This is a genomic window from Chromobacterium sp. S0633, from assembly GCF_024158805.1.
GTDB lineage: Bacteria > Pseudomonadota > Gammaproteobacteria > Burkholderiales > Chromobacteriaceae > Chromobacterium.
Genome location: NZ_JAMZGH010000004.1, coordinates 187,398 through 214,066, shown reverse-complemented (window position 1 = coordinate 214,066; position 26,669 = coordinate 187,398). Strand labels below are relative to the sequence as shown.

General features: G+C 64.3%; 29 protein-coding genes. 16 read left to right on the top strand and 13 right to left on the bottom strand.

The window, feature by feature from the left end; all coding sequences use genetic code 11:
- Nucleotides 1–33: 33 nt before the first annotated feature.
- From grxD to NK214_RS04455, 5 genes are all read left to right on the top strand, one after another.
- Nucleotides 34–345: a Grx4 family monothiol glutaredoxin gene (grxD, locus tag NK214_RS04475; protein WP_107798222.1), complete on the top strand. Its 312-nt coding sequence runs from the start codon at nt 34–36 to the stop codon at nt 343–345.
- A gap of 124 nt (nt 346–469) precedes the next feature.
- The gene (locus NK214_RS04470; RefSeq protein ID WP_253313839.1) at nt 470–1,282 is read left to right on the top strand and encodes an EAL domain-containing protein; all 813 of its coding nucleotides are present in this window, start codon (nt 470–472) and stop codon (nt 1,280–1,282) included.
- Nucleotides 1,283–1,419: 137 nt separating this feature from the next.
- Nucleotides 1,420–2,052 carry a uracil phosphoribosyltransferase gene (upp, locus tag NK214_RS04465; RefSeq protein WP_227107045.1) on the top strand — a complete coding sequence of 211 codons (633 nt, stop codon included), beginning with the start codon at nt 1,420–1,422 and terminating at the stop codon, nt 2,050–2,052.
- Nucleotides 2,053–2,126: 74 nt separating this feature from the next.
- Entirely contained in the window at nt 2,127–2,639 is a 513-nt protein-coding gene (locus NK214_RS04460) for a GNAT family N-acetyltransferase (protein WP_158274227.1), read from the top strand.
- 4 nt (nt 2,640–2,643) lie between these two features.
- On the top strand, nt 2,644–3,888 hold the full coding sequence (locus tag NK214_RS04455) for a uracil-xanthine permease family protein (RefSeq protein ID WP_253313838.1): 1,245 nt from the start codon (nt 2,644–2,646) through the stop codon (nt 3,886–3,888).
- A gap of 201 nt (nt 3,889–4,089) precedes the next feature.
- Here NK214_RS04455 and NK214_RS04450 read toward each other — a convergent pair whose 3' ends face one another.
- Nucleotides 4,090–4,989 (bottom strand): LysR family transcriptional regulator, encoded by a 900-nt coding sequence (locus tag NK214_RS04450; protein ID WP_227107041.1) that lies wholly within the window; start codon nt 4,987–4,989, stop codon nt 4,090–4,092.
- A gap of 194 nt (nt 4,990–5,183) precedes the next feature.
- On the opposite strand from NK214_RS04450, the gene NK214_RS04445 reads away from it, so the two are divergent.
- The 4 genes from NK214_RS04445 to NK214_RS04430 all read left to right on the top strand — a co-directional run bounded on the left by NK214_RS04445 (nt 5,184) and on the right by NK214_RS04430 (nt 6,300).
- Entirely contained in the window at nt 5,184–5,351 is a 168-nt protein-coding gene (locus NK214_RS04445; RefSeq protein WP_253313837.1) for a hypothetical protein, read from the top strand.
- A gap of 32 nt (nt 5,352–5,383) precedes the next feature.
- Nucleotides 5,384–5,554: a hypothetical protein gene (locus NK214_RS04440; RefSeq protein WP_199225798.1), complete on the top strand. Its 171-nt coding sequence runs from the start codon at nt 5,384–5,386 to the stop codon at nt 5,552–5,554.
- A gap of 152 nt (nt 5,555–5,706) precedes the next feature.
- Nucleotides 5,707–5,892 carry a hypothetical protein gene (locus NK214_RS04435; protein WP_253313836.1) on the top strand — a complete coding sequence of 62 codons (186 nt, stop codon included), beginning with the start codon at nt 5,707–5,709 and terminating at the stop codon, nt 5,890–5,892.
- Between the two features lie 243 nt (nt 5,893–6,135).
- Nucleotides 6,136–6,300: a hypothetical protein gene (locus tag NK214_RS04430; protein ID WP_227107035.1), complete on the top strand. Its 165-nt coding sequence runs from the start codon at nt 6,136–6,138 to the stop codon at nt 6,298–6,300.
- A gap of 40 nt (nt 6,301–6,340) precedes the next feature.
- Here NK214_RS04430 and NK214_RS04425 read toward each other — a convergent pair whose 3' ends face one another.
- Nucleotides 6,341–6,844: a GNAT family N-acetyltransferase gene (locus NK214_RS04425; protein WP_253313835.1), complete on the bottom strand. Its 504-nt coding sequence runs from the start codon at nt 6,842–6,844 to the stop codon at nt 6,341–6,343.
- 170 nt (nt 6,845–7,014) lie between these two features.
- Between NK214_RS04425 and NK214_RS04420 the strand changes: the two genes are divergently transcribed.
- Complete coding sequence (locus NK214_RS04420) at nt 7,015–7,566, top strand: hydrolase (protein ID WP_253313834.1); 552 nt, start codon at nt 7,015–7,017, stop codon at nt 7,564–7,566.
- 465 nt (nt 7,567–8,031) lie between these two features.
- The gene (locus tag NK214_RS04415) at nt 8,032–8,367 is read left to right on the top strand and encodes a DUF2322 family protein (protein WP_227107032.1); all 336 of its coding nucleotides are present in this window, start codon (nt 8,032–8,034) and stop codon (nt 8,365–8,367) included.
- A 78-nt stretch (nt 8,368–8,445) separates the two neighbouring features.
- Here the strand turns inward: NK214_RS04415 and rplI are convergent, their stop codons facing one another.
- The 9 genes from rplI to NK214_RS04370 form a co-directional block, all read right to left on the bottom strand.
- Nucleotides 8,446–8,895 carry a 50S ribosomal protein L9 gene (gene rplI / locus NK214_RS04410; protein WP_048410928.1) on the bottom strand — a complete coding sequence of 150 codons (450 nt, stop codon included), beginning with the start codon at nt 8,893–8,895 and terminating at the stop codon, nt 8,446–8,448.
- Nucleotides 8,896–8,917: 22 nt separating this feature from the next.
- Nucleotides 8,918–9,145, bottom strand: coding sequence for a 30S ribosomal protein S18 (rpsR, locus tag NK214_RS04405; protein WP_011137185.1), 228 nt, complete (start codon nt 9,143–9,145; stop codon nt 8,918–8,920).
- Between the two features lie 5 nt (nt 9,146–9,150).
- Nucleotides 9,151–9,450: a primosomal replication protein N gene (gene priB, locus NK214_RS04400; protein WP_048415985.1), complete on the bottom strand. Its 300-nt coding sequence runs from the start codon at nt 9,448–9,450 to the stop codon at nt 9,151–9,153.
- A 17-nt stretch (nt 9,451–9,467) separates the two neighbouring features.
- Complete coding sequence (gene rpsF / locus NK214_RS04395) at nt 9,468–9,845, bottom strand: 30S ribosomal protein S6 (RefSeq protein ID WP_048410930.1); 378 nt, start codon at nt 9,843–9,845, stop codon at nt 9,468–9,470.
- A 313-nt stretch (nt 9,846–10,158) separates the two neighbouring features.
- The gene (locus tag NK214_RS04390; protein WP_048415984.1) at nt 10,159–10,461 is read right to left on the bottom strand and encodes a hypothetical protein; all 303 of its coding nucleotides are present in this window, start codon (nt 10,459–10,461) and stop codon (nt 10,159–10,161) included.
- Nucleotides 10,462–10,486: 25 nt separating this feature from the next.
- A complete protein-coding gene (locus NK214_RS24995; protein WP_043632821.1) occupies nt 10,487–10,813 on the bottom strand; it encodes a metal-sensitive transcriptional regulator in 327 nt (108 codons plus the stop codon).
- 91 nt (nt 10,814–10,904) lie between these two features.
- Nucleotides 10,905–12,407 carry a multicopper oxidase family protein gene (locus NK214_RS04380; RefSeq protein ID WP_253313833.1) on the bottom strand — a complete coding sequence of 501 codons (1,503 nt, stop codon included), beginning with the start codon at nt 12,405–12,407 and terminating at the stop codon, nt 10,905–10,907.
- Between the two features lie 178 nt (nt 12,408–12,585).
- On the bottom strand, nt 12,586–13,341 hold the full coding sequence (gene rlmB / locus NK214_RS04375) for a 23S rRNA (guanosine(2251)-2'-O)-methyltransferase RlmB (protein ID WP_107798213.1): 756 nt from the start codon (nt 13,339–13,341) through the stop codon (nt 12,586–12,588).
- 68 nt (nt 13,342–13,409) lie between these two features.
- Nucleotides 13,410–16,622 carry an EAL domain-containing protein gene (locus tag NK214_RS04370; RefSeq protein ID WP_227107029.1) on the bottom strand — a complete coding sequence of 1,071 codons (3,213 nt, stop codon included), beginning with the start codon at nt 16,620–16,622 and terminating at the stop codon, nt 13,410–13,412.
- Nucleotides 16,623–16,985: 363 nt separating this feature from the next.
- Here NK214_RS04370 and mfd point away from each other — a divergent pair, with 363 nt between their 5' ends.
- From mfd to NK214_RS04350, 4 genes are all read left to right on the top strand, one after another.
- On the top strand, nt 16,986–20,390 hold the full coding sequence (gene mfd, locus NK214_RS04365; protein WP_253313832.1) for a transcription-repair coupling factor: 3,405 nt from the start codon (nt 16,986–16,988) through the stop codon (nt 20,388–20,390).
- A gap of 550 nt (nt 20,391–20,940) precedes the next feature.
- Nucleotides 20,941–22,293, top strand: coding sequence for an exodeoxyribonuclease VII large subunit (gene xseA / locus NK214_RS04360; protein WP_253313831.1), 1,353 nt, complete (start codon nt 20,941–20,943; stop codon nt 22,291–22,293).
- Nucleotides 22,294–22,639: 346 nt separating this feature from the next.
- Nucleotides 22,640–23,407 (top strand): hypothetical protein, encoded by a 768-nt coding sequence (locus NK214_RS04355; RefSeq protein WP_227107023.1) that lies wholly within the window; start codon nt 22,640–22,642, stop codon nt 23,405–23,407.
- A 99-nt stretch (nt 23,408–23,506) separates the two neighbouring features.
- Nucleotides 23,507–23,791 (top strand): hypothetical protein, encoded by a 285-nt coding sequence (locus NK214_RS04350; protein WP_253313830.1) that lies wholly within the window; start codon nt 23,507–23,509, stop codon nt 23,789–23,791.
- An 88-nt stretch (nt 23,792–23,879) separates the two neighbouring features.
- On the opposite strand, the gene NK214_RS04345 is transcribed toward NK214_RS04350, so the two are convergent.
- Nucleotides 23,880–24,221 carry a DUF6616 family protein gene (locus NK214_RS04345; RefSeq protein ID WP_227107020.1) on the bottom strand — a complete coding sequence of 114 codons (342 nt, stop codon included), beginning with the start codon at nt 24,219–24,221 and terminating at the stop codon, nt 23,880–23,882.
- 420 nt (nt 24,222–24,641) lie between these two features.
- Here NK214_RS04345 and NK214_RS04340 point away from each other — a divergent pair, with 420 nt between their 5' ends.
- Entirely contained in the window at nt 24,642–25,085 is a 444-nt protein-coding gene (locus NK214_RS04340; RefSeq protein WP_227107018.1) for a hypothetical protein, read from the top strand.
- 53 nt (nt 25,086–25,138) lie between these two features.
- Here the strand turns inward: NK214_RS04340 and NK214_RS04335 are convergent, their stop codons facing one another.
- The gene (locus NK214_RS04335) at nt 25,139–26,536 is read right to left on the bottom strand and encodes an amino acid permease (RefSeq protein WP_227107016.1); all 1,398 of its coding nucleotides are present in this window, start codon (nt 26,534–26,536) and stop codon (nt 25,139–25,141) included.
- Nucleotides 26,537–26,669 lie beyond the last annotated feature (133 nt).

The following is a 26,669-nucleotide window of genomic DNA, read 5'->3' as shown; positions in this document are numbered from 1 at the left end:
AGCCACATTGACGATCCAAGCAAGGACCACTGAATGAGCGCGCAACAAACCATCCAGCAAACCGTGACCGACAACCCGGTAGTGCTGTTCATGAAGGGCTCGGCCCAATTCCCGCAATGCGGCTTCTCCTCCCGCGCGGTGCAAATCCTCAAGGCCTGTGGCCTTGAACAGTTCGCGACCGTGGACGTGCTGCAAGACGCCGACATCCGCCAGGGCATCAAGGACTTCTCCAACTGGCCGACCATTCCGCAGCTCTACGTCAAAGGCGAGTTCGTCGGCGGCTCCGACATCATGTATGAAATGTTCCAAAACGGTGAATTGCAAGAGCTGCTGAAAGACCTGTAAGCGCCTCTCCCAGGTCCCGGCCAAGGCCGGGACCTTTGTTTTTGAAGCGGAATTTAGCGTTTCGAAAACACCCGCCATGTCATACAATCAGGGTGACATCCGCTTGCCCGACCCAAATCGCCCCATGCCGACACATCAGGAAACCAAAGCCGCCCTCAGCCCCGCCAGCGCCATGCCCATCGAAGAGATCTGGCGCGCCTTGGTCAACGATCAGCTCATTCCCTGGTTTCAGCCGATAGTCGAAATCTCCAGCCGCAAGGTGATCGCCGCCGAGGCGCTGGCGCGCTGGCAGCACCCGGCGCTTGGCGTGCTGTCCCCGGTCAGCTTCGTGCCGGCGATGGAAGAGCGCGGCATGATTCGCGAACTCACCGAACTGATCCTGGAAAAATCGCTGTACGCCTGCAGCGACTGGCAGGAGCGCGGCCACGACATTCCGGTCACCATCAACCTGACCTCGATGTCGCTGGACGATGAAAGCCTGTGCGAGCAATTGCTGCAGAAAGTACGCATCCTGGGCCTGGAGCCGGCCAAGCTGACGCTGGAATTCTCCGAATCCACGCTGCGCCAGCACTGGCAGAAGGCCGACGCGCAGCTGCCCCAGTTGCGCGCCGCCGGCTTCGGCATCGGCATAGACGAGTTCGGCATCGGCGTCACCCTGACCGACAAGCTGTTGATCAGCCATTTCAGCCTGCTTAAAGTGGACCGCGCCTTCGTGCAGGGCGTCAGCTCCAATCAGCATCTGCAAGCCATCCTGCGCGAAGACATCGGCCTGGCCAAGGCCTCCGGCCTCACCACCGTGGCCATCGGCGTGGAGGACAGCGCCGACTTGGCCACGCTGGCCGAGCTGGGCTGCGACGCGGTGCAAGGCTATATCTGCAGCCCGCCGCGAGCCGCCGCCGAATTCTTGCAGTGGATTTCGGAATGGGAAAAGGGGTAAAATACCGCCCCATACCAAATACCCCGCACCGGCAGCCCGGGATCATCGAAGGCTGCCGGCTTCATAATTAATACCAAGAGCTGCTTTTGGCGCGCCCGCGCCGAAAGCAGCTCTTTGCCAAGGTATGGGAACGTCTCATGAACATCACCGTCGTCCAGCATCCGCTGGTGCAACACAAACTCGGCCTGCTGCGCGAAGCCGATACCAGCACCATGAAATTCCGTCAGCTGACTCAAGAGCTGGCGCGCCTGCTCGCCTATGAAGCCACCCGCGACTTCGAACTGGAAAGCGTCACCATAGACGGCTGGTGCGGCAAGATCGACGTCCAGCAAATCAAGGGCAAGAAGGTCACCGTGGTGCCCATCCTGCGCGCCGGCATCGGCATGCTGGACGGCGTGCTGGACCTGGTGCCCTCGGCCAAGATCAGCGTGGTCGGCCTGGCCCGCAACGAAGAAACGCTGGAACCGGTGTCCTATTTCGAGAAGTTCGTCGGCAATCTGGACGAGCGCATCGCCATCATCATCGACCCGATGCTGGCCACCGGCGGCTCCCTGGTCGCCACCATAGACCTGCTCAAGCGCAACGGCTGCAGGCAGATCAAAGCCGTGGTGATGGTGGCCGCGCCCGAAGGCGTGAAGATCGTCAACGACGCCCACCCGGACGTGCAGATCTACGCCGCCTCGCTCGACAGCCACCTGAACGAGCACGGCTACATCATCCCCGGCCTGGGCGACGCCGGCGACAAGATCTTCGGCACCAAGCAAGCCTGATCATGAGCCCGTCCAGCGCCGCTGCTCCCACTCCGGAAGCGGCGCTTTTTTGCGCGCCCAGCCCGGCCCCAAGCATGAAAATACGTCCCGCTGCCGCAAGCGACCTCGCGGCGATCTGCCGCCTGGCCGACGAGATCAACCTACAGCACCATCGCGCGCTGCCGCACATCTTCGCCGCCAACGGCGCCGCCGACCGCGACCGCGCGTTCTGGGCCGGCCTGCTGGACGCGCCCGGCGGCGCGCTGCTGCTGGCGGAATCCGGCGGAGAGGTCAGCGCTTTCATCGCCCTGTCCCTGCTGGAACTCACCCTGCCCTTCCTGCGGCCGCGCCGCATCTGCCGCGTCACCACCCTGGTGGTGACGGCGGCTGAGCGCGGGCAAGGCCAAGGCAGCGCGCTGCTGGCGGCGGCCGAAGACTGGGCGCGGCGGCATTCAGCCGACGAGATCCGCCTGGAGGTGAAGGACTTCAACCAGGCCGCGCTGAATTTCTACCTGCGTCGCGGCCTGGAACCGCAGTCGCGCATTCTGGGCAAGCGGCTGGACCAGGCCCCCGCCCCCCATTCAGACCAAGACGAGCCAAAAGGTTAAAACCATGTTCCAACAACTCAAGCTGGCCGTGTCCGGCGCCCAGATCCTGTTCGTCGCCTTCGGCGCGCTGGTGCTGGTGCCGCTGCTGACCGGCCTCAATCCGGCGATGGCGCTGCTGGGCGCCGGCGTCGGCACCCTGCTGTTCCAGCTGTACACCGGGCGCCAGGTGCCGATCTTCCTCGGCTCCTCCTTCGCCTTCATCGGCCCCATCATTTATTCCATGCACACCTGGGGCCAGGGCGCGACGCAGTTCGGCCTGTTCTGCGCCGGCTTCATGTACTTCCTGTTTTCCGCCGTGGTCCGCTGGCGCGGCATGGCCTTCGTCAACCGGCTGCTGCCCCCGGTGGTGATCGGCCCGGTGATCATGATCATCGGCCTGTCGGTGGCCTCCGCGGCCTCCGGCATGGCGATGGGCATCGCCGGCGGCAAGCAGGTAACGCCTTACGCGGTGTCCATGCTGCTGGCGGCGATCTCGCTGGCCACCACCGTCATCGTGTCCATCTACGCGCGCGGCCTGTTCAAGCTGGTGCCCATTCTGGCCGGCGTCATCGTCGGCTACATCGCCGCCGCCCTGCTCGGCGTGGTGGATTTCGCCAAGCTGGCCGCCGCGCCGTGGTTCGCGATGCCCGCCTTCCACAGCCCGGAAGTCAATTGGGCCGCCGCGCTGTTCATGCTGCCGGTGGCGATTGCGCCGGCCATCGAGCACATCGGCGGCGTGATGGCGATAGGCGGCGTCACCGGCAAGGACTACACCAAGTCGCCCGGTCTGCACCGCACCCTGTCCGGCGACGGCCTGGGCGTCTGCGTGGCCGGCCTGATCGGCGGTCCGCCGGTCACCACCTACGCCGAAGTCACCGGCGCGGTGATGATCACCCGCAACTTCAACCCGGTCACCATGACCTGGGCCGCGCTGTTCGCCATCGCCATGGCCTTCTTCGGCAAGTTCAACGCGCTGCTGCAGTCCATCCCGCTGCCGGTGATGGGCGGCATCATGGTGCTCTTGTTCGGCACCATCGCCTCCATCGGCCTGAAGACCCTGATCGAGGCCAAGGTGGACCTGATGGAACCGCGCAATCTGGTGATCATCTCGGTGGTGCTGACCTCCGGCATCGGCGGCCTCAGTCTGAAGCTGGGGGATTTCGAGCTGGCCGGCGTCGGCCTGTGTTCGCTGCTGGCCATCGTGCTGAACCTCTTGCTGCCCAAGCGCGCCGCCAGCCATGACGGCATCGTCGAGGGCCAGGACGTGTAAGAAGCTGTTTACGATCTGCTGCGCTTCGTGAGACGTGGCACGGCGAGTACGCCTTCGAAATGCTCATATACCACGTGTACATTCCGCTTTCTCAGCCGTTTTCGCCTTGTCTCGCCTTAGCTCGCGAGATCGTAAACACGCTCTAAGCACCCCCACGCAATTGAGCCTATCCGGCCGGCCTCCTCGCGGACGCCGGCTTTTTCACGGCCGCAGCTCGCCCGCCTCCACCGCCTGCTCCAGCCGCTGGATGAACCACTGCAAAGCCTTGCCCGGCTGCGCCTGCTTCCAGGCGAAACACATCTGGTGGTCCGGGCTGTCTTCGGCCACCTCCTTGGCCACCAAGTCCCCGCTGGCCAGATAAGGCCCCACCATGGAGCGCGGCAGATAACCGCTGCCCAGGCCGGCCAGGATCACGTCCAGCTTGGCGCGGCTGCTGTGCACGGTCAGCACGTCCTGGCCGTCCAGCAAACCGCCGGTGCGCGGCTGCAAGCGCCGCGAGGTGTCGCCTATCGCCACCGCGCGGTGCTGGCGCAACACATGCGGCGGCAGCGGCTTGTCCTCCGCCGCCAGCGGATGGCCGGCGGCCACCACCAAGACGAAATCGTAACTGCCTATGGTGCGGGTGAAATAATCCCCGGGCGGCGGCATATTGGGCGCGCCTATCACCAGATCGGCGCGGTCGTCGTACAGCGCGTCCCAGGTGCCGCCGAAAATCTCGCTGCGGAAAATCAGCCGCGTGGCCGAGGCCAGTTGATCGAATTCCGCGATCAAGGGAATCACCTGGGCGAAATCCACCAGGTCTCCGATCACGATGCGCAACTGGTGTTCCCAGCCCTGAGCCTGCTTGCTGACGCGCAGCTCCAGCTGACGCGCCGCGTCCAGCAGATGCCGGCCGTCCTTGAGCAGGCGCTCGCCGGCCGGCGTCAGCCGGGCGCGGTGGCCGCTGCGATCGTAGATCTGCACGCCCAGACTCTGCTCCAGTTTCTGCACGGTATAGGTGACCGCGGACGGCACCCGGAACAGGGCGTCCGCGGCGGCGGCGAAGCTGCCGTGATTATCGATGGCGTCCAGCACCAGCAAAGCGTCGAGAGATAGTTTCATATTCAAATTTACTGATGGTTCAGTGCAAATCATTCCGCTATCTGCGGCGAAAAAACATCCTTAATATTCAGTCACTAAGTCGCACAGCCCGCCAGAGCAGGCCAAGCGACTCCTTAGCGGGGCGCCGGATCGATTCTAGCATTTTGAACATCCTCGCCGCCGCCAAGCCACTCAATCACACAAGGATTTTGACCATGTTGAAGCAAACTCTTATCGCCGCCCTGTCTCTGATCGTTCTGTCCGGCGCCGCCGCCGCCGGCGGCGAAGGCGCCGGCAACGCTCGTGAAATGCGCGAACGCATGCAAACCCAGATCGACGCCAAGCAGGCCCAAACCCCGGCCCAGGCTCCGCAAGCCAAATAAGCGCCCGTCCCACACTTTACAAGGAATTCACCATGTTGAAACACAGCCTTATCGCAGCCCTGTCCCTGATCGTTCTGTCCGGCGCCGCCACGGCCGGCGGCGAAGGCGCCGGCAACGCCCGTGAAATGCGCGAACGCATGAACGCCCAGATCGCCGCCAAGCAAGCGCCGACAGCGCCTCAAACCAGCCAGGCCGGCCGGTAATCCGGCTTTGTAAACGCCGTCAAAACTCATTAGCACACGCTCACAATCGTTTACCGCACTGCGTCAAAGCCCGCCATAGAATGTCGACTCAAGCCCTGCCGCCGGACGCAGCAAGTCCGGCCCCGGCAAGATCGCAATGAAAGGAAACCATCATGAAAAAGACCGTACTCACCGCGCTGTCCCTGATCATTCTGTCCGGCGCCGCCATGGCCGGCGGCGAAGGCGCCAGCAACGCCCGTGAAATGCGCGAGCGCATGGACGCCCAGATCGCCACCAAGCAAACCGTCGCGCAGCCAAGCGCGGCAGCCGGCGCTCAGACCAGCCAATCCGCCAGCTAAGATGGCGAACCGCCCCCTCCCGCCCGCGCTCCGCGGCGGGAGGCCAGGCCCCGCGAAACGCGATTCACACTCGTTTGCAAATTGATCACCGCCATGGCCGGACAAAGTCCCTGCCTTCACTAGAATTCAATGGCGATGCAGGCCGCCCAAACAGCGACAGGCTTCGCCAGGCCCGCAGCCGACCTCCGTCGACGCCCTGCGCCGAGCCGGTCGACCGGTCGATTTGCCATGAAAGGAAACATCATGCTGAAGAAAACCGTACTGACCACCCTGTCCCTGATCCTGCTGTCCGGCGCCGCGATGGCCGGCGAAGGATTGTCCAATATGTGGGAAATGCGCGCGCGCATGGACGCTCAGCTGCAAACGCAGCAACCGGCGCCGCAGGCGCAGGACGCCGCAGGCAAATAAGCGCGCAGCCGCGCCAGCGCCCGCCCACGCGGGCGCTTCGTCATTCCGGCCGGCGCAAACGCGCCATGATCAAGGTGTCTTCATAACGGCCGGCGCGCAGTTGCTCCATCCGCCGCCTCCCTTCCAGTTCGAAACCGAATTTGCGATACAGGGCGATCGCCGGCTCGTTGTCGTGCACCACCGCCAGCTCCACCCGCAACAATCCCAACCAGTTGTCGGCCAGCTCCAGCAACGCCCGCAACAAGGCGGAGCCCACGCCGCGGCCGTGCCAATCCGGATGCACGACAATGAACAGGCTGGCCGCGTGCCGGATGCGCGGACGCTCGTCGCCTATCAGGCCGGCATTGCCTACCACCCGCCCTTCGGCGTTGCAGGCCACCAGGGAATGCACGTGCGGCGGCGTTTGCGCCAGCTTCCGCCGCCAGTCCTCAACCGATTGGTAGGGCAGTTGCAAAGTATTGGCCACCACCTCCTCCAACACCATCATCGCCGCCAAGACGGGCGCGTCTTCCGGCTCCACCTTGCGGATATGCAGTCCATCCACGATTCACCTCCTGTCGATTATTGCGATTCGGCCTTTGAGTCATCATCAACGGAACGGGATGAGGCCGGCAAGCGAAAATGACAAAAGGATTTCAGCGCGGCGCAAGCCCACGTCAAAACAGGTATCCTGAATGCTGCGACAAACCCCTCACACGCCCCAAGGAGCGCATTATGCTGATGCACAAGGAGTTGGCCAGCCTGCTGGTGGTGGACGTCCAGGAAAAACTCGCGCCGGCGGTCGTCGACGCGGCCGGCATGGCGGCGCGCTGCCGCTGGCTGATCAGCGTGGCCGGCGACCACGGCCTGCCGGTGGTGTTCTCGGAGCAATATCCGCGCGGCCTGGGCCACACCCTGCCCGAGCTGCTCGCCCAGGCGCCGGAACCCAAGGTGGTCGAGAAGACCCATTTTTCCTGCGTCGCCGCCCACTGTCTGCCGGACGCCGTGCTGGCCCGGCCGCAAGTCATCGTCTGCGGCATGGAAACGCATGTTTGCGTGCTGCAAACCGTGCTGGAACTGCTGGAGCTGGATAAGCGGGTCTTCGTGGTGGCGGACGCGGTGTCCAGCCGCAAGGCGTCCGACATTGAACTGGGCTTGCAAAGGATGCGCGACGCCGGGGCCGCCATCGTCAGCAAGGAGATGGTACTGTTCGAATGCTTGCGCCAGGCCGGCAGCGAGCACTTCAAGCGGATGAGCCAGCGCTATCTGGTGGGCGAGCAGCCCTGATGCGCTGAAAATGAAACGGGGTCGCCGGCTTCGCCGATCGACCCCGATCCAAGGCGGCTTTGCCGCTCTCTTATCCCCTTTGGAGACTGGCGCGAGACGCCGGGCCATACCCTGGCGTCACCAGATCGCTTTATAGTTAGCAATTGCCGTGCCAAGTTAACAATCACAGGCCAAGCCTTTGATTCATTAACAAATCCGCAACACAAAATCATCCAAAGCATGGTGTAATGAAGAGCTGTCGGCATACATTGCACCAAATCAAGGCAAGACGGCCGAGCGGCTGCACCAAAAATGTGCAATGCGCGGCAGCCGGCTGAACTTTCTCAGCCGGTCCGCCGCCTAATACCCGGCTACACTGGAACGGTCTTGCATCCGGCCCGGCCCGACGCCGCGGCCCATGCGCAACGCCCCCCTCAACGGGCCGCCCCGGCGGCCCGCCACGATAACGACAATAGGAAACACATCATGCAAGCAAGCGCTTTCAAGGACATCCTCAACACCCTGCCCGCCGTCGACGACATTCGCGCCATCGTGCTGCTGGACGCCAGCGGCGAGCCGGTCGGCCGGCTGGACAATCAGCCCGGCACCGCCGGCTCGGTGCGCGTCTACCACGCCCTGATCAAGACCCACGGCCATATCGACCGCAAGGCCGCGCGCGAGGGACTGGCGCTTTACGCCGAACACACGCCGGACGCGCGCGCCAATCCGGGCAAACACCCCAATATCGACCGCCTGCTGTCCATCGCCGAGGCCGACGCGCCCGGCTTGCGCGCGCGCCTGGTGCTGAGCCAGGACGATTGATCCGCGCCCCGGCGCGCCCAAACAAAAAGCCCGCTCGAATGAGCGGGCTTTTTGATAAAGCGTTCCTGAAAACAGGAATTAAGCTTCGGCAACCACCACGATCTTGATCGGGGTCACGACGTCGTGATGCAGAGCGATCTCGATGTCGTACTCGCCGATGGCCTTGAACGGGCCGTTCGGCAGGCGAACTTCGGTGCGCTTAACCGCAACGCCGAAGGCGGTCACGGCTTCAGCCACGTCGGCGTTGGTCACGGAACCGAACAGACGGCCGTCAACGCCGGCTTTCTGAGCGATGGTGACAACGGCTTCGTTCAGCTTCTCGGCGCGGACCTTGGCGTCGGCCAGGATCTCGGCTTGCTTGGCTTCCAGTTCGGCGCGACGAGCTTCGAACTGTTTCAGGTTGGCTTCGGTAGCGCGCTTGGCTTTGCCTTGCGGGATCAGGAAGTTACGACCGTAACCATCCTTGACTTTAACCACATCACCCAGTTGACCCAGGTTGGCAACTTTTTCGAGCAGAATGATTTGCATCTTTTAAGTTCCTTTTCCCGGCTTAGTGCTGGTCGGTGTACGGCAGGAAGGCCAGGAAGCGAGCACGCTTGATAGCGGTGGTCAGCTGACGCTGGTAGCGGGCCTTGGTGCCGGTGATGCGAGCCGGAATGATTTTGCCGTTTTCGGCGATGAAGTCTTTCAGGAGATCAACGGATTTGTAGTCGATTTCCTTGATGCCTTCTGCCGTGAAGCGGCAGAACTTCTTGCGCTTGAAGAGTTGACGAGCCATTTTGACTAACCTTTTACAAATTCAACATATTCGATATTGAGCACTAACCGCGGATTCCTGAGGCTGCGCTGGGACAGAAAGCCGGTGAGATTCACCGTGTTTCCCGCCAGTTTCCCGGAAAACTTCCGGGCGTCTTCGCCTATCAGCACGGCCTGTATTTCGCAGGCCACATCCCGATCAAAACCGTGAGCTGTCTGTCTGGACTGATGCTTGAGCCACATTTCCAACACCGGCAAGCCGGCGGGCGTGTATCTCAGCGCATCCTCTCGGTCGACCGTGGCGGTCAGCGCCAGACGGTTCTGCAAGACTTTGCTCCGGCCAATTAGGCGGAAGCTTCAGCCTCGGCTGCCGGCTGCTGGGCGTCCAGCAGGTTCTTGGCCTTTTCGTCCTTCATCATCGGGGACGCTTCGGTAACCGCGCGCTCCAGCTTGATGGTCAGGTGACGCAGAACAGCGTCGTTGAACTTGAAGGCGTGTTCGATTTCGGCCAGGGTCTCGGACTGGCACTCTACGTTCATCAGAACGTAGTGAGCCTTGTGCAGCTTCTGGATCGGGTAAGCCAGTTGACGGCGGCCCCAGTCTTCCAGACGGTGGATCTTGCCCTCAGCGGCCAGAACCATGCCCTTGTAGCGCTCGATCATGGCCGGAACCTGTTCGCTCTGGTCCGGGTGGACGATGAACACGATTTCGTAATGACGCATGTTAACTCCTTGTGGCTATTGAAGCCTTTTGCCATGCAGTTGCAAAAGGCAAGGGGTTGAAACCGCAGCATTCTACGCGCTAAGCCGGCGGCAGGCAAATAAATCAGGGGCTTCCGCGCGGAACGGCGGCAAGGCTGTGGCGAAGACGGGATTCGGAATCCGCCCCAAGTCGCGGTTCAAAGCCTCGCAAGCGAGGGCGAGACAAGACGAAAACGAGCGAAAAAGCGGAATGCACGAGGGAGGTACATGAGCATTCTGAGCTCGTACTCGCCGTACAACGCTTCACGACGCGCAGCAGACTTTGAACAGGTTCTCAGAGCTTTTTGTCGCGGGAGATATCCACCACCACCCCATTGCTCAGCGTCACCGTGGTGGTATAGGGCACGGCGTCGTTGGCGAGCCAGGACAGCGAGCGGGTGCTGGTTTCCACCACCGCGTTGGCGTCCTTGGTTTTGACCGTGGGGCCGTTGCTGCTGTAATCGGGCGCGCCGGCCTGGGACACCAGTTCGGCCTCGGACATGCCCTTGTGCAGCTTGATGTAGACCTCGAACGGAATCGGCCCCGCCGCGGCCAGCGCGGAAGCGAGGGACAACAGGACGGCGAGCGGGGTTTTCATGTGCATTCCTTTGCGGCGACGCGGCTCAGCGCACTTTTTTGACCACGTCTATCAGTTCGGTGACCATGCCGGTGGCGTCGCCCTGATGCAGCGCGCGCGCCACGCAGCCTTTCATGTGATTTTCCAGCAATTGCATCGACACCGCGTCCAGCGCCGACTTGACCGCGGCCACCTGGGTCAGGATGTCCACGCAATAACGGTCCGCCTCCACCATGCCGCTGATGCCGCGCACCTGACCCTCGATGCGCGCCAAACGCTTGATCAGCGCGCTCTTGCCCGGCTGCACCACGGTTTTGTCGGAAAGCGGGGCCGCTGCGTCGCAACAGCCGTCCTGCGGTTTTTCTTGCGTCATGTCCATCCTAATCCAAGCGGGTTCAAAGCGAGCCCGGCCGCCGTCCGGCGGGCCGGGCTGCGGCCATTGTGACGCAGTTGCGCGCGGCCGCCTAGGCCTCCACCCGCAGCATGCCCATCATCCCCGCGTCTTCGTGCTCGAGGATGTGGCAATGGAACATGCGCAGGCCCGGCATGTCCTGGCGGAAACGCAGCCGCAGCGTCTCGCCGGCAGAGACGTTGGCCACGTCGCGCCAGGCCAGGAACGGTTCTTCGCGCCAGACGCCGTCCTTGCGGCGCGCCAGCGCCTGGAACTGGGTGCCGTGAATGTGGAAGGGGTGGTCCATATCGGCCTCGTTCACGATCTCCCACTCCTCCACCGCCCCCACCTTGCCCAGGAAGTCCGCCCGCTCCATGTCGAAGGTCTTGCCGTTGATCAGGAACATCGCGGCGGGATTGGCCATGTCTTCGGACAGCACCACCCTGCGCCGCACCGCCGGCGCGCCCAGGGGCTGGATTTCGCGCAGCCGCGCCGGCAGCGGCGCCGTGGCTTTGGCGACGGCGCCCCGGCGCAGCTCCAGCAGCGTCAGGCTCGCGTCCTGTTCGGCCGACATCATCTTGCCGCGCCGATACGGCAGGGCCAGCAGGCCGGCGCCGTGGCCGGGCTCGAAGCGTCCGGTCACCACCAGCTCGGCGCGGGCGCCGGGCGGCAGCGTCAGGCTGTCGATACGTCGCGGCCGTTGCAGCAGGCCGCCGTCGCTGCCCACCAGTTCCAGTTCGTGGCCGGGCAGGGCCAGCTTGAGCACGCGCGCGCTGCTGGCGTTCCAGACCCGCCAGCGCTGGCGCTCGCCGACGCCCAGCGTCAGATGCGGCCGCCAGGCGCCGTTGACCAGCAGGAACTGGCCTTCGCGGCCGTCCATGCGATCGGCTTCGCTATTGGCCGCGATCTTGCCGTCGGCGTCCAGCTTCAGGTCCGACAACACCAGTCTTTGCTCCGGCAGATGCGCCAGCGGATCGCTGCGGCTCTTGACCACGAACACGCCGGCCAGCCCCCTATACACCTGCTCGGCGGTATGTCCGTGCGGGTGCGGGTGATACCAGTAACTGCCGGCGCAGCCCTGCGGCAAGGTAAAGCGGTATTCGCGGCTCCCTCCCGGCGGCACCGGGTCTTGCGGATTGCCATCCTGGTCAGCCGGAATCGGCAGGCCGTGCCAATGAATGGTGGTGGGCTGGGACAGGCGGTTTTCGAAATGCAGCCGCAATTCGTCGCCTTCGAACACTTCTATCGTCGGCCCCGGCACCTGGCCGTTATAGCTCCAGAACACGGTGGCGGGCTTGCCGGGCAACAGCGGCAGCGCCTGCGCGCCGGCGCTGAGCGCCGCGCTGAACACGCCGGGCAAGGCGCTCTGGTTTCGCAACAGCGGCAGGGCCGGCAAAGCCAGGCCCGCCGGCAGGCCCAAAGCGGCCGCGGCCGGCATTGTCTCCGCCGCCGCGCCCATGCCGCCATGTCCCATCGCCGCGTGATCGACGGCGGGCGGCTGCGCCGCCCAGGCCTGCCGCAACAACGGAACCAGAGCCAACGCCGCGCCGGCGCAGATGAATCCACGTCTATCCATCACTGCACTCCCCTCTCGCAAATAGGATACCCAGGTAAGGTATCAACAAGACTGCGGCGGCGCCAGATCGGTTCCTTATTCTGTCTACTTTTTTAGGCTCGCATCTGATCACAGTCAAACCCCGCACCCAAGAAAAAGCCCCCGAGGACGGGGGCTTTGCGGTGCGGGTGGCCAGGGCTCAATCGGCCTTGGCCTGCGCCAGCGTGCGCTGGCGGCGGCTTTCCGACAGCACCATGCCGGCGGACACCGACACGTTCAGGCTTTCCACCGTGCCGAACATCGGGATGGACACCAGCACGTCGCAGTGCTCGCGGGTCAAGCGGCGCATGCCCTCGCCTTCCGAGCCCATCACCCAGGCCAGCGGGCCGGCGGCGTCGCAGTGGTAGAGGTCGGTATCCGCCTCCATGGTGGTGCCGGCGATCCAGATCCCGGCGTCTTTCAAGTCGCGCAGCGTGCGCGCCAGATTGGTGACCGTGAGATAGGGAATCACCTCGGCGGCGCCGCACGCCACCTTGGACACGGTGGCGTTGAGGCCGGCGGAACGGTCCTTGGGCGCGATCACCGCGTGCGCGCCCATCGCGTCCGCCACCCGCAGGCAGGCGCCCAGATTGTGCGGATCGGTGACGCCGTCCAGGATCAGCAACAAGGGCGGTTCGCTCAGATTGTCCAGCACGTCGTCCAGGTGCACGAAGTTGCGGCTGGCGTCTATCATCGCCGCCACGCCCTGGTGGCGGGCGTTGCCGCTCATGCTGTCCAGGCGTTCCTTGTCGACGATGTGCAGCTTGATGCCCTCCTCGGCGGCCTTGTCCAGCACCGCCTTGGCGCGGGCGTCGTGGCGGCCGCCGGCCAGCCAGACTTCCAGCAGGCTCTTGGGGTTCTGCCACAGACGGGCATTGATGGCGTGAAAGCCGTGGATCAGGCGTTTGTTGCTCATGGCGATTCTCTAATGACAATCCCGCCATTTTAGAGCGCGCGGCGGTTCAGGGCAAAACCGGCTTGCGTTCAGCTGCCCAGCACCTCCACGCCGGACATCAGCCCGAGCTGCCGCTGCTCGCCCACGGCGACGATGCCGGCCAGCAAGGCGGGCAACTCCGCCGCCGGCACCGGGCGGCCGAAGTGATAGCCCTGCAGCAAGGCGCAGCCCTTGCTGGTGAGGAATTGCGCCTGGCGCTCGCTCTCCACGCCCTCCGCCACCACCTGGAACTGCAGCTTGCGCGCCATCGCCAGAATGGCTTCGGCGATGGCGGCGTTGTCGCCGTCGTCCGGCAGGCCTTCGACGAAGGATTGATCGATCTTCAAGGTATCCAGCGGAAAACGCTTCAGATGGGACAGCGAGGAGTAACCGGTGCCGAAATCGTCGATGGACAGGCCCACGCCCAGCGCCTTCAATTCGCCCAGCTGGCGCACCGCCTCGCCGGGGTTGAGCATGATCATGCTTTCGGTGATTTCCAGCTCCAGCCGCGCCGCGGACAGGCCCGCCGCCCGCAACGCCTCCGCCACCTTGAGCGGCAGCAGCTGCTGTTCGAACTGGCGCGCGGACAAATTCACCGCCAGCCGCGGCACCGCCACGCCCTGACGGTCCCAGACCGCCAATTGGCGGCAGGCTTCCTGCAGCACCCAGTCGCCTATGGGCTTGATCAGGCCGGTTTCCTCCGCCAGCGGGATGAAGCGGCCCGGCGGCACCAGGCCCAGTTGCGGATGGCGCCAGCGGATCAGCGCTTCCGCGCCCAGCACCCGGCGGCTGACCGCGTCCACCTGCGGCTGGTAATGCAGTTCCAGCTCGCCGCGCTCCAGCGCCAGCCTCAGGCCGTTCTCCAGCAATAGGCGTTCGAAGGTCTGGGTGTTCATTTCCGCGGCGAAGAACTGGTAAGTGTTCTTGCCTGCTTCTTTGGCGCGGTACATCGCCACGTCGGCATTCTTGAGCAGGGTCTGGGCGTCGGTGCCGTCATTGGGGTAGACGCTGATGCCTATGCTGCCGGTGACATAGACTTCGTGGTTTTCCAGCCGCAGCGGCTGGCCCAGCGCCGCCAGCGTGTCCTCGGCGGCGGTCACCAGCGCGGCGGCGTCCTTGAAGCCGGTCATCACCAGGGTGAACTCGTCGCCGCCCAGCCGCGCCAGCAGGCCGCGCGCCCCCACCGCCCGTTGCAGGCGCAACGCCGTCTCGCGCAACAACTCGTCGCCGGCCTGATGGCCGAAGGAGTCGTTGATCAGTTTGAAACGGTCCAGGTCGATGAACATCACCGCCAGCGAGCCGCTGGCGCAATCCAGGCTGATGATGGCCTCGTCCAGACGCGTGGTCAGGCTGCTGCGGTTGGGCAGCTGCGTCAGCGGATCGTGATTGGCAAGAAACTGCAGACGTTCCTCGGACTGCTTGCGCAGGGTGATGTCGGAGAACACCGCCACGTAATTGCTGAGCGCGCCGCCGGCGTCGCGCACCGCCGAGATCGCCAGCTCGGCCGGATACCACTCGCCGCTCTTGCGGCGGTCCAGCATCTCGCCCTGCCAATGGCCGCCGCCCGCCAGCGCCTCCAGCATCGCCTGCCGGCTCAGCTGTTTCTGATCGCCAAAAATGCGCGACACCTTGCCCAGCGCCTCGGCCTCGGCGTAACCGGTAATGCCGCTGAAGGCGTGGTTGACCGCGATGATGCGCGCCTCGGCGTCCATCAGCAGAATGCCTTCCGCCGAGTTTTCGAACACCTTGGCCGCCAGCCGCAGATTGGCGTCCGCCGCCAGCCGTTCGGAAACATCCATCACCACGCCGATGATGGCCTTCTTGCCCTCGTAGTCGAACAGCCGGCTGTGGATTTCCACGTCCACCACCACGCCGTCCTGGCGCACCGCGCGGGTGCCGTATTGCAGCACCGCGATGTTCTCGCGGTAACGCTTGACGATTTGTTGGCGGATGCGCGCGGCCTCGCCCGGCACCAGCAGTTGCTCCAGCCCCATGCCCTCCATTTCCTTGGGCTGATAACCGATGATGGCGGCCAGCTTGGGGTTGGCGTAGATCAGCTTCTCGTCCTGCAGGATGTAGATGCCCACCAGCGATTGCTCCACCAGCGCGCGGTAACGCTCCTCCGTTTCGCGCTTGGCTTTCTGCTCCTGACGGGTTTGGGTGATGTCGGTGTCCACGCTGCCCACCCCGGCCGGGCGGCCATGGGCGTCGAACAAGGGAAACTTGGTGACCAGCAAATGGCTGAGCACGCCGTTGAACAGAAAGCTCTCCTCGAACTGGCGCGGCTCCAGGCAGGACAGCACCACCGCGTCCTGCTCGCGGATCTGGGCGGCGTCCTGCTCGTCGAACAGCTCCTCCACCGTTAGACCCTGCATGCCCTGAGGGGCGCGCCCCACCCGGCGCGCATAGGCGGCGTTGGCCAGCAGAAACCGGCCGTCCAGCCCCTTAAGCGACATCATATTGGGACTGTTGTTGACCAGGGACTCCACCCGCGCGCGAAACTCGCGCAGCGCGCTCTCGTTCTGACGATGGCCGTCGGCCAAGACCGATACCAGCAGGGTGGCGCAACTCAAGGCCAGGGTCAGCGCCACCTCGCTGGCGCCGTTGAGCACGCTGGCGTGCATGGTCAGCTCCGGCGCCAGCACGTATAGCGACAGCAAGCCGAGCACCCAGGCCCCCACCAACGCCGCGCCGCGGAAACCGACGCGGAAGGCCGCCCACAGCATCAGCGGGAAAAACAGCAATTGGCAGGGCAGCGAATAGGCGACGCTGCTGCCCAGCAGGCTGAACCACATCACGCTGGCCAGGGCCAGGATCAGGGCGGTTTCCAAGACCTGGCGCCGCGTCGGCGGCGCGCCGGACGCGTACAAGGCCGGCGGCGCGCACAAGGACAGGGCAAGGCCGGACACGCCCCAGGCCTGCGCCGCCCACGACCACAAGCCCTCCATGCCGAACCAGCGCCAGCCGGCGCCGGCGGCCAGGCCGGCCAAAAGCACCGAGGGATAGCAGGCGAGCCGCAGCAGCAGCCGCAGCAAGTCCGCCGGCTGACGCACCGCCAGCCCCCCACGCAGGCCGGCCGCGTACAGGCCGGGCGCCAGCGCGTACAGGCTGATCAGCAGCAGGGCCGCCCATTGCGGCGGCGACCATTGCGCCGCCAGCGCGGCGGCGGCCAGCGGCCACCACCAGGACTGGCGCCAGCCGCGACGCAAAAAACGATAGCTCCATACACCGTGGGCGAGGAAGGCCGCCAGCGAAAATCCCAATACCGGCTCGCGCGGCCAAAAAGCCGTGCACGCCAAAAACCCCAGAAACACCGCCGCGTCCCGGCAAGCCGATCCGACTGTCACGCCACCCCGCCCCCATTCGCGCCGGCGCCCCGCCGCGCGCCGAAATTAATTTTGCATTAACAAATCAAGCGCATATATGCCAAACGAAAAACAAAATCACCCGGCTGACATACAATATATGCAATTGCCGGATGCAGCCAGACAATGACGATGAAAATATTCACCCCGCTGGACACAAGCGACGCCCGCCCAGCGCAAGCCGGGTAAACGGCGCGCGCCGGACGGCTGCTATAATCCCGAAACCGCCAAGCCCGAAACCGCCAAAACTAGTGAAGCAGCATGCTGGATAACCTCCCGCGGATCCCTCCCGCCAGTCAGAAAACTCGTCACGGACGCCTGCCCGCCGGGCTGGACGCCAACATCGTCGCCCGCCTCGCCGCAGAGCGGCGTCCGCTGCTCATCCTCGCCGCCGACGCGCAATCGGCACAGCGCCTGCAAGCCGAAGCTCCGTTCTTCGCGCCCTCGCTGCGCGTGGCGCTGCTGCCGGACTGGGAGACCCTGCCCTACGACCATTTCTCCCCTCACGGCGAACTGGTCAGCGAGCGGCTGGCCACCTTGTGGCAGATCCATCAGCGCGAATGCGATGTGATCATCGCCCCGGTCAGCACCGCGATGACGCGGCTGGCGCCGATCGGCTATCTGCTGGGACGCACCTTCTTCCTGCAGGCCAAACAGCGGCTGGATGTGGAGCAGCTGCGCGCCAATATGGTCACCGCCGGCTACCACCACGTCACCCAGGTAATGGCCCCGGGCGAATTCTCCATCCGCGGCGGTCTGATCGACCTCTTCCCGATGGGATCGGCGCTGCCCTACCGCATCGATCTGTTCGACGACGAAATCGACAGCCTGCGCACCTTCGACCCGGACAATCAGCGCACCCTTTACCCGGTGCCGGAAATCCGCCTGCTGCCGGCGCGGGAGTATCCGGCGGATGAAAGCGGCGTCACCGCCTTCCGCCAGCGCTACCGCGAACGCATCGAAGGCGACCCCAGCAAGAGCCGCATTTACAAAGACGTCTCCCAGGGCCTGTGGCCGGCCGGCATCGAATACTTCCTGCCGCTGTTCTTCGACGACACCGCGACTCTGTTCGACTACCTGGGCGAAGACGCGCTGATCGTGTTGCACCACGATGTGCAACAGGCCGCCCAGGTCTTCTGGCAAGACGCGGAAAGCCGCTACGACATGGCGCGCGGCGACACCGAGCGCCCGGTGCTGCCGCCGGCCGACATCTTCCTGCGCCCGGACGAACTGATGGCGCGGCTCAAGCCTTACGCCCGCGTGGAACTGGCCGGCGACGGCGAACTGGCGGAAGGCTGCGCCCCGCTGCCGGAACTGGCGGTGGAGCGCCGCGCCGAACAACCGCTGCACAAGCTGGACGCCTTCATCCGCAGCGGCGGGCAACGCATCCTGATCACCGTGGAAAGCCTGGGCCGCCGCGAAACCGTCCACCAGTTCCTGCAAGAGCACGGCATCAAGCCGCGCCCGGTGGACGGCTGGGCCGAGTTCATCGCCGGCGACATGCCGCTGGCGCTGAGCGTGGCCCCGCTCTACACCGGCTTCGCCCTGCCCGGCGCCGGCATCGCCGTGGTCACCGAATCCGAGCTCTACCAGCATGTGGCCCGCAGCCACACCCGCCGCAAGAGCGCGCGCGCCGGCTCCGACTCCATGCTGCGCGACCTGGCCGAGGTCAAGGCCGGCGACCCGGTGGTGCACGAACAGCACGGCATCGGCCGCTACGTCGGCCTGGTGTCCATGGACCTGGGCGAAGGCGAAACCGAGCTGATGCAGCTGGAGTACGCCGACAGCGCCACCCTCTACGTGCCGGTCAGCCAGCTGCATCTGATTTCCCGTTACGCCGGCGGCGCGGCGGACCAGATCCACCTGCACAAGCTGGGCAATCCGGCCTGGGAGAAAGCCAAGAAGCGCGCCGCGGAAAAAGCCCGCGACACCGCCGCCGAGCTGCTCAACCTCTACGCCCAACGCGCCGCGCGCGAAGGCCACAGCTTCAGCCTGTCCCACCACGACTACGAAGCCTTCGCCGCCGGCTTCGGCTTCGAGGAAACCCCGGACCAGGCCAGCGCCATCGAAGCCGTGGTGCAGGACATGTGCTCCGGCAAGCCGATGGACCGCCTGGTCTGCGGCGACGTCGGCTTCGGCAAGACCGAAGTCGCGCTGCGCGCCGCCTTCGTCGCCGTCCTCGGCGGCAAACAGGTGGCGGTGCTGGTGCCCACCACCTTGCTGGCGGAACAGCACTTCCAGAACTTCTCCGACCGCTTCGCCGACTGGCCGGTGAAAATCGCCGAACTGTCCCGCTTCCGCAGCGCCAAGGAAAGCAAGGCCGCGCTGGCCGGCCTGGCCGACGGCGGCGTGGACATCGTCATCGGCACCCACAAGCTGGTGCAGCCGGACATCCAGTTCAAGAACCTGGGCCTGGTCATCATCGACGAGGAACACCGTTTCGGCGTGCGCCAGAAAGAGCAACTGAAACGGCTGCGCGCCAATGTGGACGTGCTGACGCTGACCGCGACGCCGATTCCGCGCACGCTGTCGATGGCGCTGGAAGGCCTGCGCGACTTCTCCGTCATCGCCACCGCCCCCAGCCGCCGGCTGGCGGTGAAAACCTTCGTCAGCCCGATGGCCAACGGCGTGATCCGCGAAGCGGTGCTGCGCGAACTCAAACGCGGCGGCCAGGTGTTCTTTCTGCACAACGAGGTGGACACCATAGAAAACATGCGGGAAAAGCTGGCGGAGCTGGTGCCGGAAGCCCGCATCGGCGTGGCCCACGGCCAGCTGCGCGAACGCGAGCTGGAACAAGTGATGCGCGACTTCCTGCAGCAGCGCTTCAATGTGCTGCTGTGCTCCACCATTATTGAAACCGGCATCGACATCCCCAACGCCAACACCATCCTGATCAACCGCGCCGATAAGTTCGGCCTGGCCCAGCTGCACCAGCTGCGCGGCCGCGTAGGCCGCAGCCACCATCAGGCCTACGCCTATCTGCTGACGCCGGACGGCATCACCAAGGACGCGATGAAACGGCTGGAAGCCATCCAGATGTCCGAGGAACTGGGCGCAGGCTTCTACCTGGCGATGCACGATCTGGAAATCCGCGGCGCCGGCGAAGTGCTGGGCGAAGGCCAGTCCGGCGAGATGCAGGAAGTGGGCTTCTCCCTGTTCACCGAAATGCTCAAGCAGGCGGTGCGCGATCTCAAGAAAGGCCGCACCCCGGACCTGGACGCGCCGCTGGGCGTCACCACCGAAATCAATATGCACAGCCCGGCCCTGCTGCCGGACGGCTATTGCCCCGACGTGCACGAGCGGCTGGTGCTCTACAAGCGGCTGGCCACTTGCGAGAGCGAACAGGAAATCGACGATATCCACGAAGAGCTGATAGACCGCTTCGGCCTGCCGCCGCAAACCGTCAAGACCCTGATAGACAGCCACCGCCTGCGTCTGCTGGCCAAGCCCTTGGGCGTGCAAAAGCTGGACGCCAGCGAAGTGGCCATCCAGGTCCACTTCGCCAAGAACCCGCCGATAGATCCGATGAAAATCATCCAGCTGCTGCAAACCAAGCGCAACTACAGGCTGGCGGGACAGGACAAGCTGCGCGTGGAGGCCGATATTCAGGATGTGGCGCTGCGCGTGGTCAGGGTCAAGGAACTGTTGAAGGAGTTGAGCTCCTAAAGTCTGTCGCGCGGCCTCGCGCAACGGCGAGGGCCGGGCAATGCCCATGCGCCAAACACGCATGCCGCTTTCCCGGTCCCGGCGCCTTTATCGCTCAGGCTCGCAAGAGACTACACCCGCTTTGGGATGGCAAACGCCCGGCTCAGCCAGGCGGCCGGCAAGCCAATCCAAAGGCATAATGAAGCGACAACGCCAAGCCTTCGGCATGGCCTGCGGACGAAAGAAGAAAGCGCTTACTTGAGCAACATCAAGATAAACGAGGACAGCGACTCTGAGGCAAAAAGCCTTGCCCCTTGTTTTTACAGGAAAAAATAGCGTCACAGGATTGAAACCGAAAACCCTGTGGATAACTTTGTTGATAAAACTGTGCAAATATGCTCTCAAGCCAAGCGCCAAGCCGTTTTGAGCTGAAAGCCGCCCTGGATAAGAAAACAATCAAGTTGTTGATTTTATTGATTTTTTTAGAGATATCAAACGCTACGCAAGCCAAGTTGCAACTCGCTTTAGCTGAAAATATTTTCCACCCCCCGCTGTGGATCACTTGACAATCATGTTTTTTACCGCACCTCAGAACGACGTCATCAGCGTCTCCTCCCTCAACCGCATGGCGCGCGATCTGCTGGAAAGCGGACTGCCGCCGATGTGGATAGGCGGCGAAATTTCCAACCTCACCCTGGCCGCGTCCGGGCACGCCTATTTCTCCCTGAAAGACGGCGGCGCCCAAGTGCGCTGCGTGATGTTCCGCGGCAAAGTGTCGCAACTGCCCTTCCGTCCGGCGGAAGGCATGCAGGTGGAGCTCAAGGGCACCGTCACCCTGTACGAGGCCCGCGGCGACTTCCAGATCAACGTCGATCAGATGCGCTCCGCCGGACTGGGCCGTTTGTACGAGGCCTTTGAAAAACTCAAGGCCAAGCTGCAGGCGGAAGGCTTGTTCAACCCGGCAAGCAAACGTCCGCTGCCGGCCCACCCCGCCGCCATCGGCATCGTCACCTCGCCCGCCGCCGCCGCGCTGCGCGACGTGGTCAGCACGCTGCGCCGGCGCATGCCCTCCATCCCGCTGATTCTCTACCCGGCTCAGGTGCAGGGCGAAGGCTCGGCCCAGCAAGTGGCCGACGCCATCCGCCGCGCCGGCGAACGGCGCGAGGTGGACGTGCTCATCGTCTGCCGCGGCGGCGGCAGCATCGAGGACTTGTGGTCGTTCAACGAGGAAATCGTCGCCCGCGCGGTGGCCGCCAGCCCCATTCCCACCGTCAGCGGCGTCGGCCACGAAACCGACTTCACCATCTGCGACTTCGTCGCCGACAAACGCGCGCCCACGCCCACCGCCGCCGCGGAACTGGTGTCCCCCAGCCGCGAGCACCTGAACGCTCAGCTCGAAACCGCCAAGCGCGGCCTGGAGCGCGCGCTCGGCCGCCTGCTGACCGACAAATCCCAGCAGCTGGACTATCTGGCGCGCCGGCTGGCCCACCCCGGCGAAAAGCTGCAACGCCAGCGCGAAGCGCTGCAGCGCCAGCAAGAGCGGCTGCAACGCCGGCTGGGCAGCCTGTTCGAACAACGGCGCTGGGCGCTGCAACTGGCGGACAGCAAGCTGCAGCGCCGTCGGCCGGACCTGGCCCAAACCGCGCAAACGCTGGACCGGCTGCAAACCCGGCTGCAGCGCGCGCGTCGGGATCTGCTCAACCGGCAGGCCCAGAAACTGGACACCCTGGCCGCCACCCTGCTGGCGCTCAATCCGGAAGCGGTGCTGGCCCGCGGCTACGCCATCGTGCAAAAACAGGACGGCACCGCGGTCAAATCCCCGGCGGAACTGCGCGACCGCGAACGCGTCAGCCTACGCCTGGCCGAAGGCAGCACCGAGGCCGTGATCGACCATCCGCAAGGCGCGCAACCCAGCTTGTTCTGACGCCGCCGGCGCCCGCGCAGGCCGGCGCCGGCGGAAAACCGCACGCCCCCATTGCCGCTTCCGATCAGAAATATCCAAGAGGACGCTCAGCCAGCGCCAGCATGGCGTCCTCCCACTGCCCGGTGTGCGCATAGCAGACCATTGCCATGCCGGGCCGGCAACGCCGGCGCCGGGCTTAAAGCTTCAAGCGCCATCCTCTCCCCCAATCAATGCTGCGCCGGACATGACCAAAGTCTCGCAGGCCCAAGCAATTTATGCGCTTGGACTCAAGCTATGCTAGCATCCGGCCCCTAGCGCGGCCCGCGCCCGCAACCATCCCCCCTCCAGCCACCGCCAGGGAGGCCCCATGTCGCCAGTACACAAATGGGAAATCACCGTCGCCGCCGGCGGCTACTATCCCGATCTCGCTCATCATTTCTTCGGCAACGACATCGATCTGGGCTACGAGAACGACCACATCGGCATGCAGTTCTACGCCTATTCGCGCCACATCGACGAACTGGACGACCCCGATCACGTATCCGAACGCCTCTACAGCCTGCAACTGCTGCTCAACGGCGCCTTGCGCGCCGCCGCCGGCTGCGTGAGCAGCATGCCCATCCAGTTTCTGGGCTTCAGCGCTTATGAGAACGGCTGCAGCTATCCCGTCAGCGCGCACCGGATCGAAGAAGACCCGTTCAGCCGCAACCCCAGGATCGACCAGATCCACACCCGTTACGAAGATCCGCGCCAGCGCTACCCGTCCTACCTGCTCTACCTGGCCAAGCGCGACCCCTGTCTGCGCGATCTGCTCTTCCTGCTGGGCCTGATTTCCACCAACACCACGCTGGAAAAAGTGCTGGCCTGGAGCACGCTGTACAAGATACTGGACAGCGTCAAACACTACGCCAAGGAGATCGACGCCGGCATCGACGCCTTCGCGGATCCGGAACAGCTCAGCCTGTTCACCGCCGCCTGCAACAACACCAGCATCCTGGGCATCTACGCCCGCCACGGCGCGTCGGAAAACCCGCCGCCCAAGCGCGCGCTCACCAATATCGACGACGCCAGCGCGCTGATCGCGGGCATGACCGCCCGCTTCTGCCGCTGCTATATCGCCGCCAAATATCCCTGAGCCGCGCAAGCCGCGCGCCATGCCCACCGCCCGCGGCCGCAGCTGCGCGACGCCGCCGATCTCCATGAGGATATCGCTTACCAGATCCACCTGAACAACGTGTCGGTCAGCGCTGACATCCCGCCCAATGAACCACGGTCTATTCCGCGGATTGAAAACGGCAAGGGCATCGCCACCTTCGCCGGCCTGCTGCCCGGCGGCACATGGTCGGTGGCCGTAGCTGGCGGCGAGCGGCCTAAACCGCTGCAAGAAGGCATGACCGTCACCATCGCCGGCACCAATGTCGCCACCGGCAAGCCCTTCCACATTCCGGCGGTCTTCGAGACCAAGGAAACCGGCGATCCCGCCGAGTTCGTGGAGTGGCGCGTGCTGCGGGAACGGTAAGCGGAACGGCCGGCTGTCCGCCGGCCGCCCTTGACGTCTCTTTGCGAACGACAGCCCAAGCTGCCGTCCGCAACGGTTTCCAAAGCGCTTACTTGACTTGCAGCAGGTCCGCCAGATGCACGTCCACGCCGCCGGCCGCGCCCACCGCGTTGACGTGATCGAAATAATCGTACCAGCCGCTGGCGCGGATGCCGGCCAGCATCCCCTCACAGGCCTCTTGGTCAGGCAGGCTCCACACGCCCAGGAAGCGATAGGGCGCCGCCTGATCGGCGTCGGCCGCGATCTGGCTCAAGGTCAGCAGTTGAATGCCCAGGCCGGGCAGCGCCTCGATATTGCTTTTGACCTGATCCAGGAAGTCGGTGCGGTGCAAAAAACTCAAGGCCAGCCAAGCCGGCTTCGGGCTGTACAATTCCACCAGATAATGCGCCATAGAAAATCTCCGTGAGTGTGAACGGCCTAAGAACCGGTTTACGATCTGCTGCGCGTCGTGGAGCCTTACACGGCGAGCACACCTTCGAAATGCTCATGTACCACGTGTACATTCCGCTTTCTCAGCCGTTTTCGCCTTGCCTCGCCTTAGCTCGCGAGATCGTAAACAGGTTCTAAGCCGCGGCCTGCTGATTAAGCCGCGCGCCGCTTCGCCTGTCATTGCATCTTATTGCCAGCTGAAAAACTTTAATGTTATAAAAAGCATCCGCCCGCTCCCATTGAAATTTACAGGAGCGGCGTTCAGCCACCGCGGCCACGGCCGCGCCAGCCAATTCCCCCAACAAGAGCATTCCGCGCGCCCCTCCCTGCCTGGCAGCAGCCGGGCGCCAGCGGCATTGCCACCGCAGGACAAAGATCCATCATGCAGTGTAGACACGCCCTATTGCTGTCGCTGGCCGCCTTGAGCGCGAGCCTGGCGGCGGCGCCTCTGCCTTCTTACGACTTCGCCGTCAAAGACCCTTGGGAGACGCGCGCCAAGCCGTCGATGAAGGCGAAGGACAAAACCGATAAAGCGCTCAAGTACAAGGGCGCGGTGCAATTGAAGAACCTGGACGCCGGTCCGGATTTCTCGGTCAAGGCCGAAATACGCAGCCCCAGCCTGCTGGAGCGGCGGCAAAGAGAGCAAATGCAGCATTGCGTCGGCGTCAACCCGCCGCCGGGCTGCCCCGGCTTCAACCCGCTGCCGCGCTGCTTCGGCCAGAGCGACTGCGGGCAGCACGCGCCGCCGCCGGCCCATCCGCTCAGCGGCCCCACGCGGCAGCAAGCCGGCGATTACTCGTTGAGCGGCAGCTGGCTGCCGCGTTAAGACGCAAAAAAGCCCGCTCCAAAAGAGCGGGCTGACAAGACGGCGGCGCGCGCTCAGCGAGCGTTCTGCGCCAGCCGCGCCACTTCCTCGGCGCTGCGCTTGTTGTAGCCCAACAGATAATAGGCCACCACCAGGAAGGCCAGCCAACCCGGGCCGATGATCAAGGCGATGCGGGTATCCGGGAAATAGGCCATCAAGCCCACCACCAGGATCAGGAAGCCCATGGCGATGTAGGAGCCATACGGCCATAACGGCATCTTGTAGGCCAGCGCCGCCAGCTGCTCGCGGCTCAAGGTGCGGCGGAAGCGCAGCTGGGCCAGCAGGATGATCACCCAGGTCCAGATCGCGCCGAAGGTGGAGATCGCGGTCAGCCAGGTGAACACTTCCTTGGGCGCCAGATAGTTGAGCAGCACGCCCACCAACAGCGCGAACACCGACATCAGCAAGGCGAACACCGGCACGCCCTGACGCGACACTTTGGCGAAGATGGGCAGCGCCTGCTGTTGCTGGGCCAGGTTGTACAACATGCGGCCGGTGCTGAAAATGCCGCTATTGCACGAGGACAGCGCGGCGGTGAGCACCACGAAGTTGATGATGCCGGCGGCGGCGGGGATGCCCAGCTGCTCGAAAGTGAGCACGAAGGGGCTGCCGCGGGTGCCCAGCTCGTTCCACGGATAAATCGCCAGGATCACGAACAGCGCGCCGATGTAGAAAATCAGGATGCGCCAGAACACCGAATCCACGGCGCGGGCCAGCGCTTTCTTCGGGTTCTTGGCTTCGCCAGCGGTCAGGCCCAGCATTTCCACGCCCAGGTAGGCGAACATCACCATTTGCAGCGACATCAGCACGCCGCCAAAGCCGTTGGGCATGAAGCCGCCGTGGCTCCACAGATTGGAGATGCCGGTGGCCACGCCGCCGTGTCCCAGGCCGAACACGATCATGCCCAGGCCGCCGATGATCATCAGCACGATGGTGACGATCTTGATCAGCGCGAACCAGAACTCGAATTCGCCATAAGCCTTGACCGCGATGAAGTTGACGCCGCCCATGGCCACCAGCGCGGCCAGCGCCCAGTACCAGGCCGGAATGTCCGGGAACCAGATGCCCATATAGACGCCGACGGCGGTGATTTCCGCCATGCAGGTCACCAGCCACAGAAACCAGTAATTCCAGCCGGTCAGGTAGCCGGCCAAGGGGCCGAGGTAATCCAGCGCGTAGCGGCTGAATGAGCCGGCCACCGGATTGTGGATGGCCATTTCGCCCAGCGCGCGCATGATGAGGAAGATGGCGAAACCGCCCAGGGCGTAAGCCAGCATGATGGCGGGGCCGGCCATCTTGATGGCGGTGGCCGATCCCAGAAACAGGCCGACGCCGATGGTGGCGCCCAAGGCCATGAGGTTGATATGCCGCTCTTCCAAACCCCGGTGCAGGGTATCTTGAGCAGGTTGCATAGTTGCTCCTTTAACTGTCTTTGTATTGCGTAAGGGTTGTGGCCTTGGCGCTTAAGGCCTGTTCAAAGCGTCGCGTGCAAGAGCGAGACAAGGCGAAAACGGCTGAGAAAGCGGACGGCGCACAAGGCACATC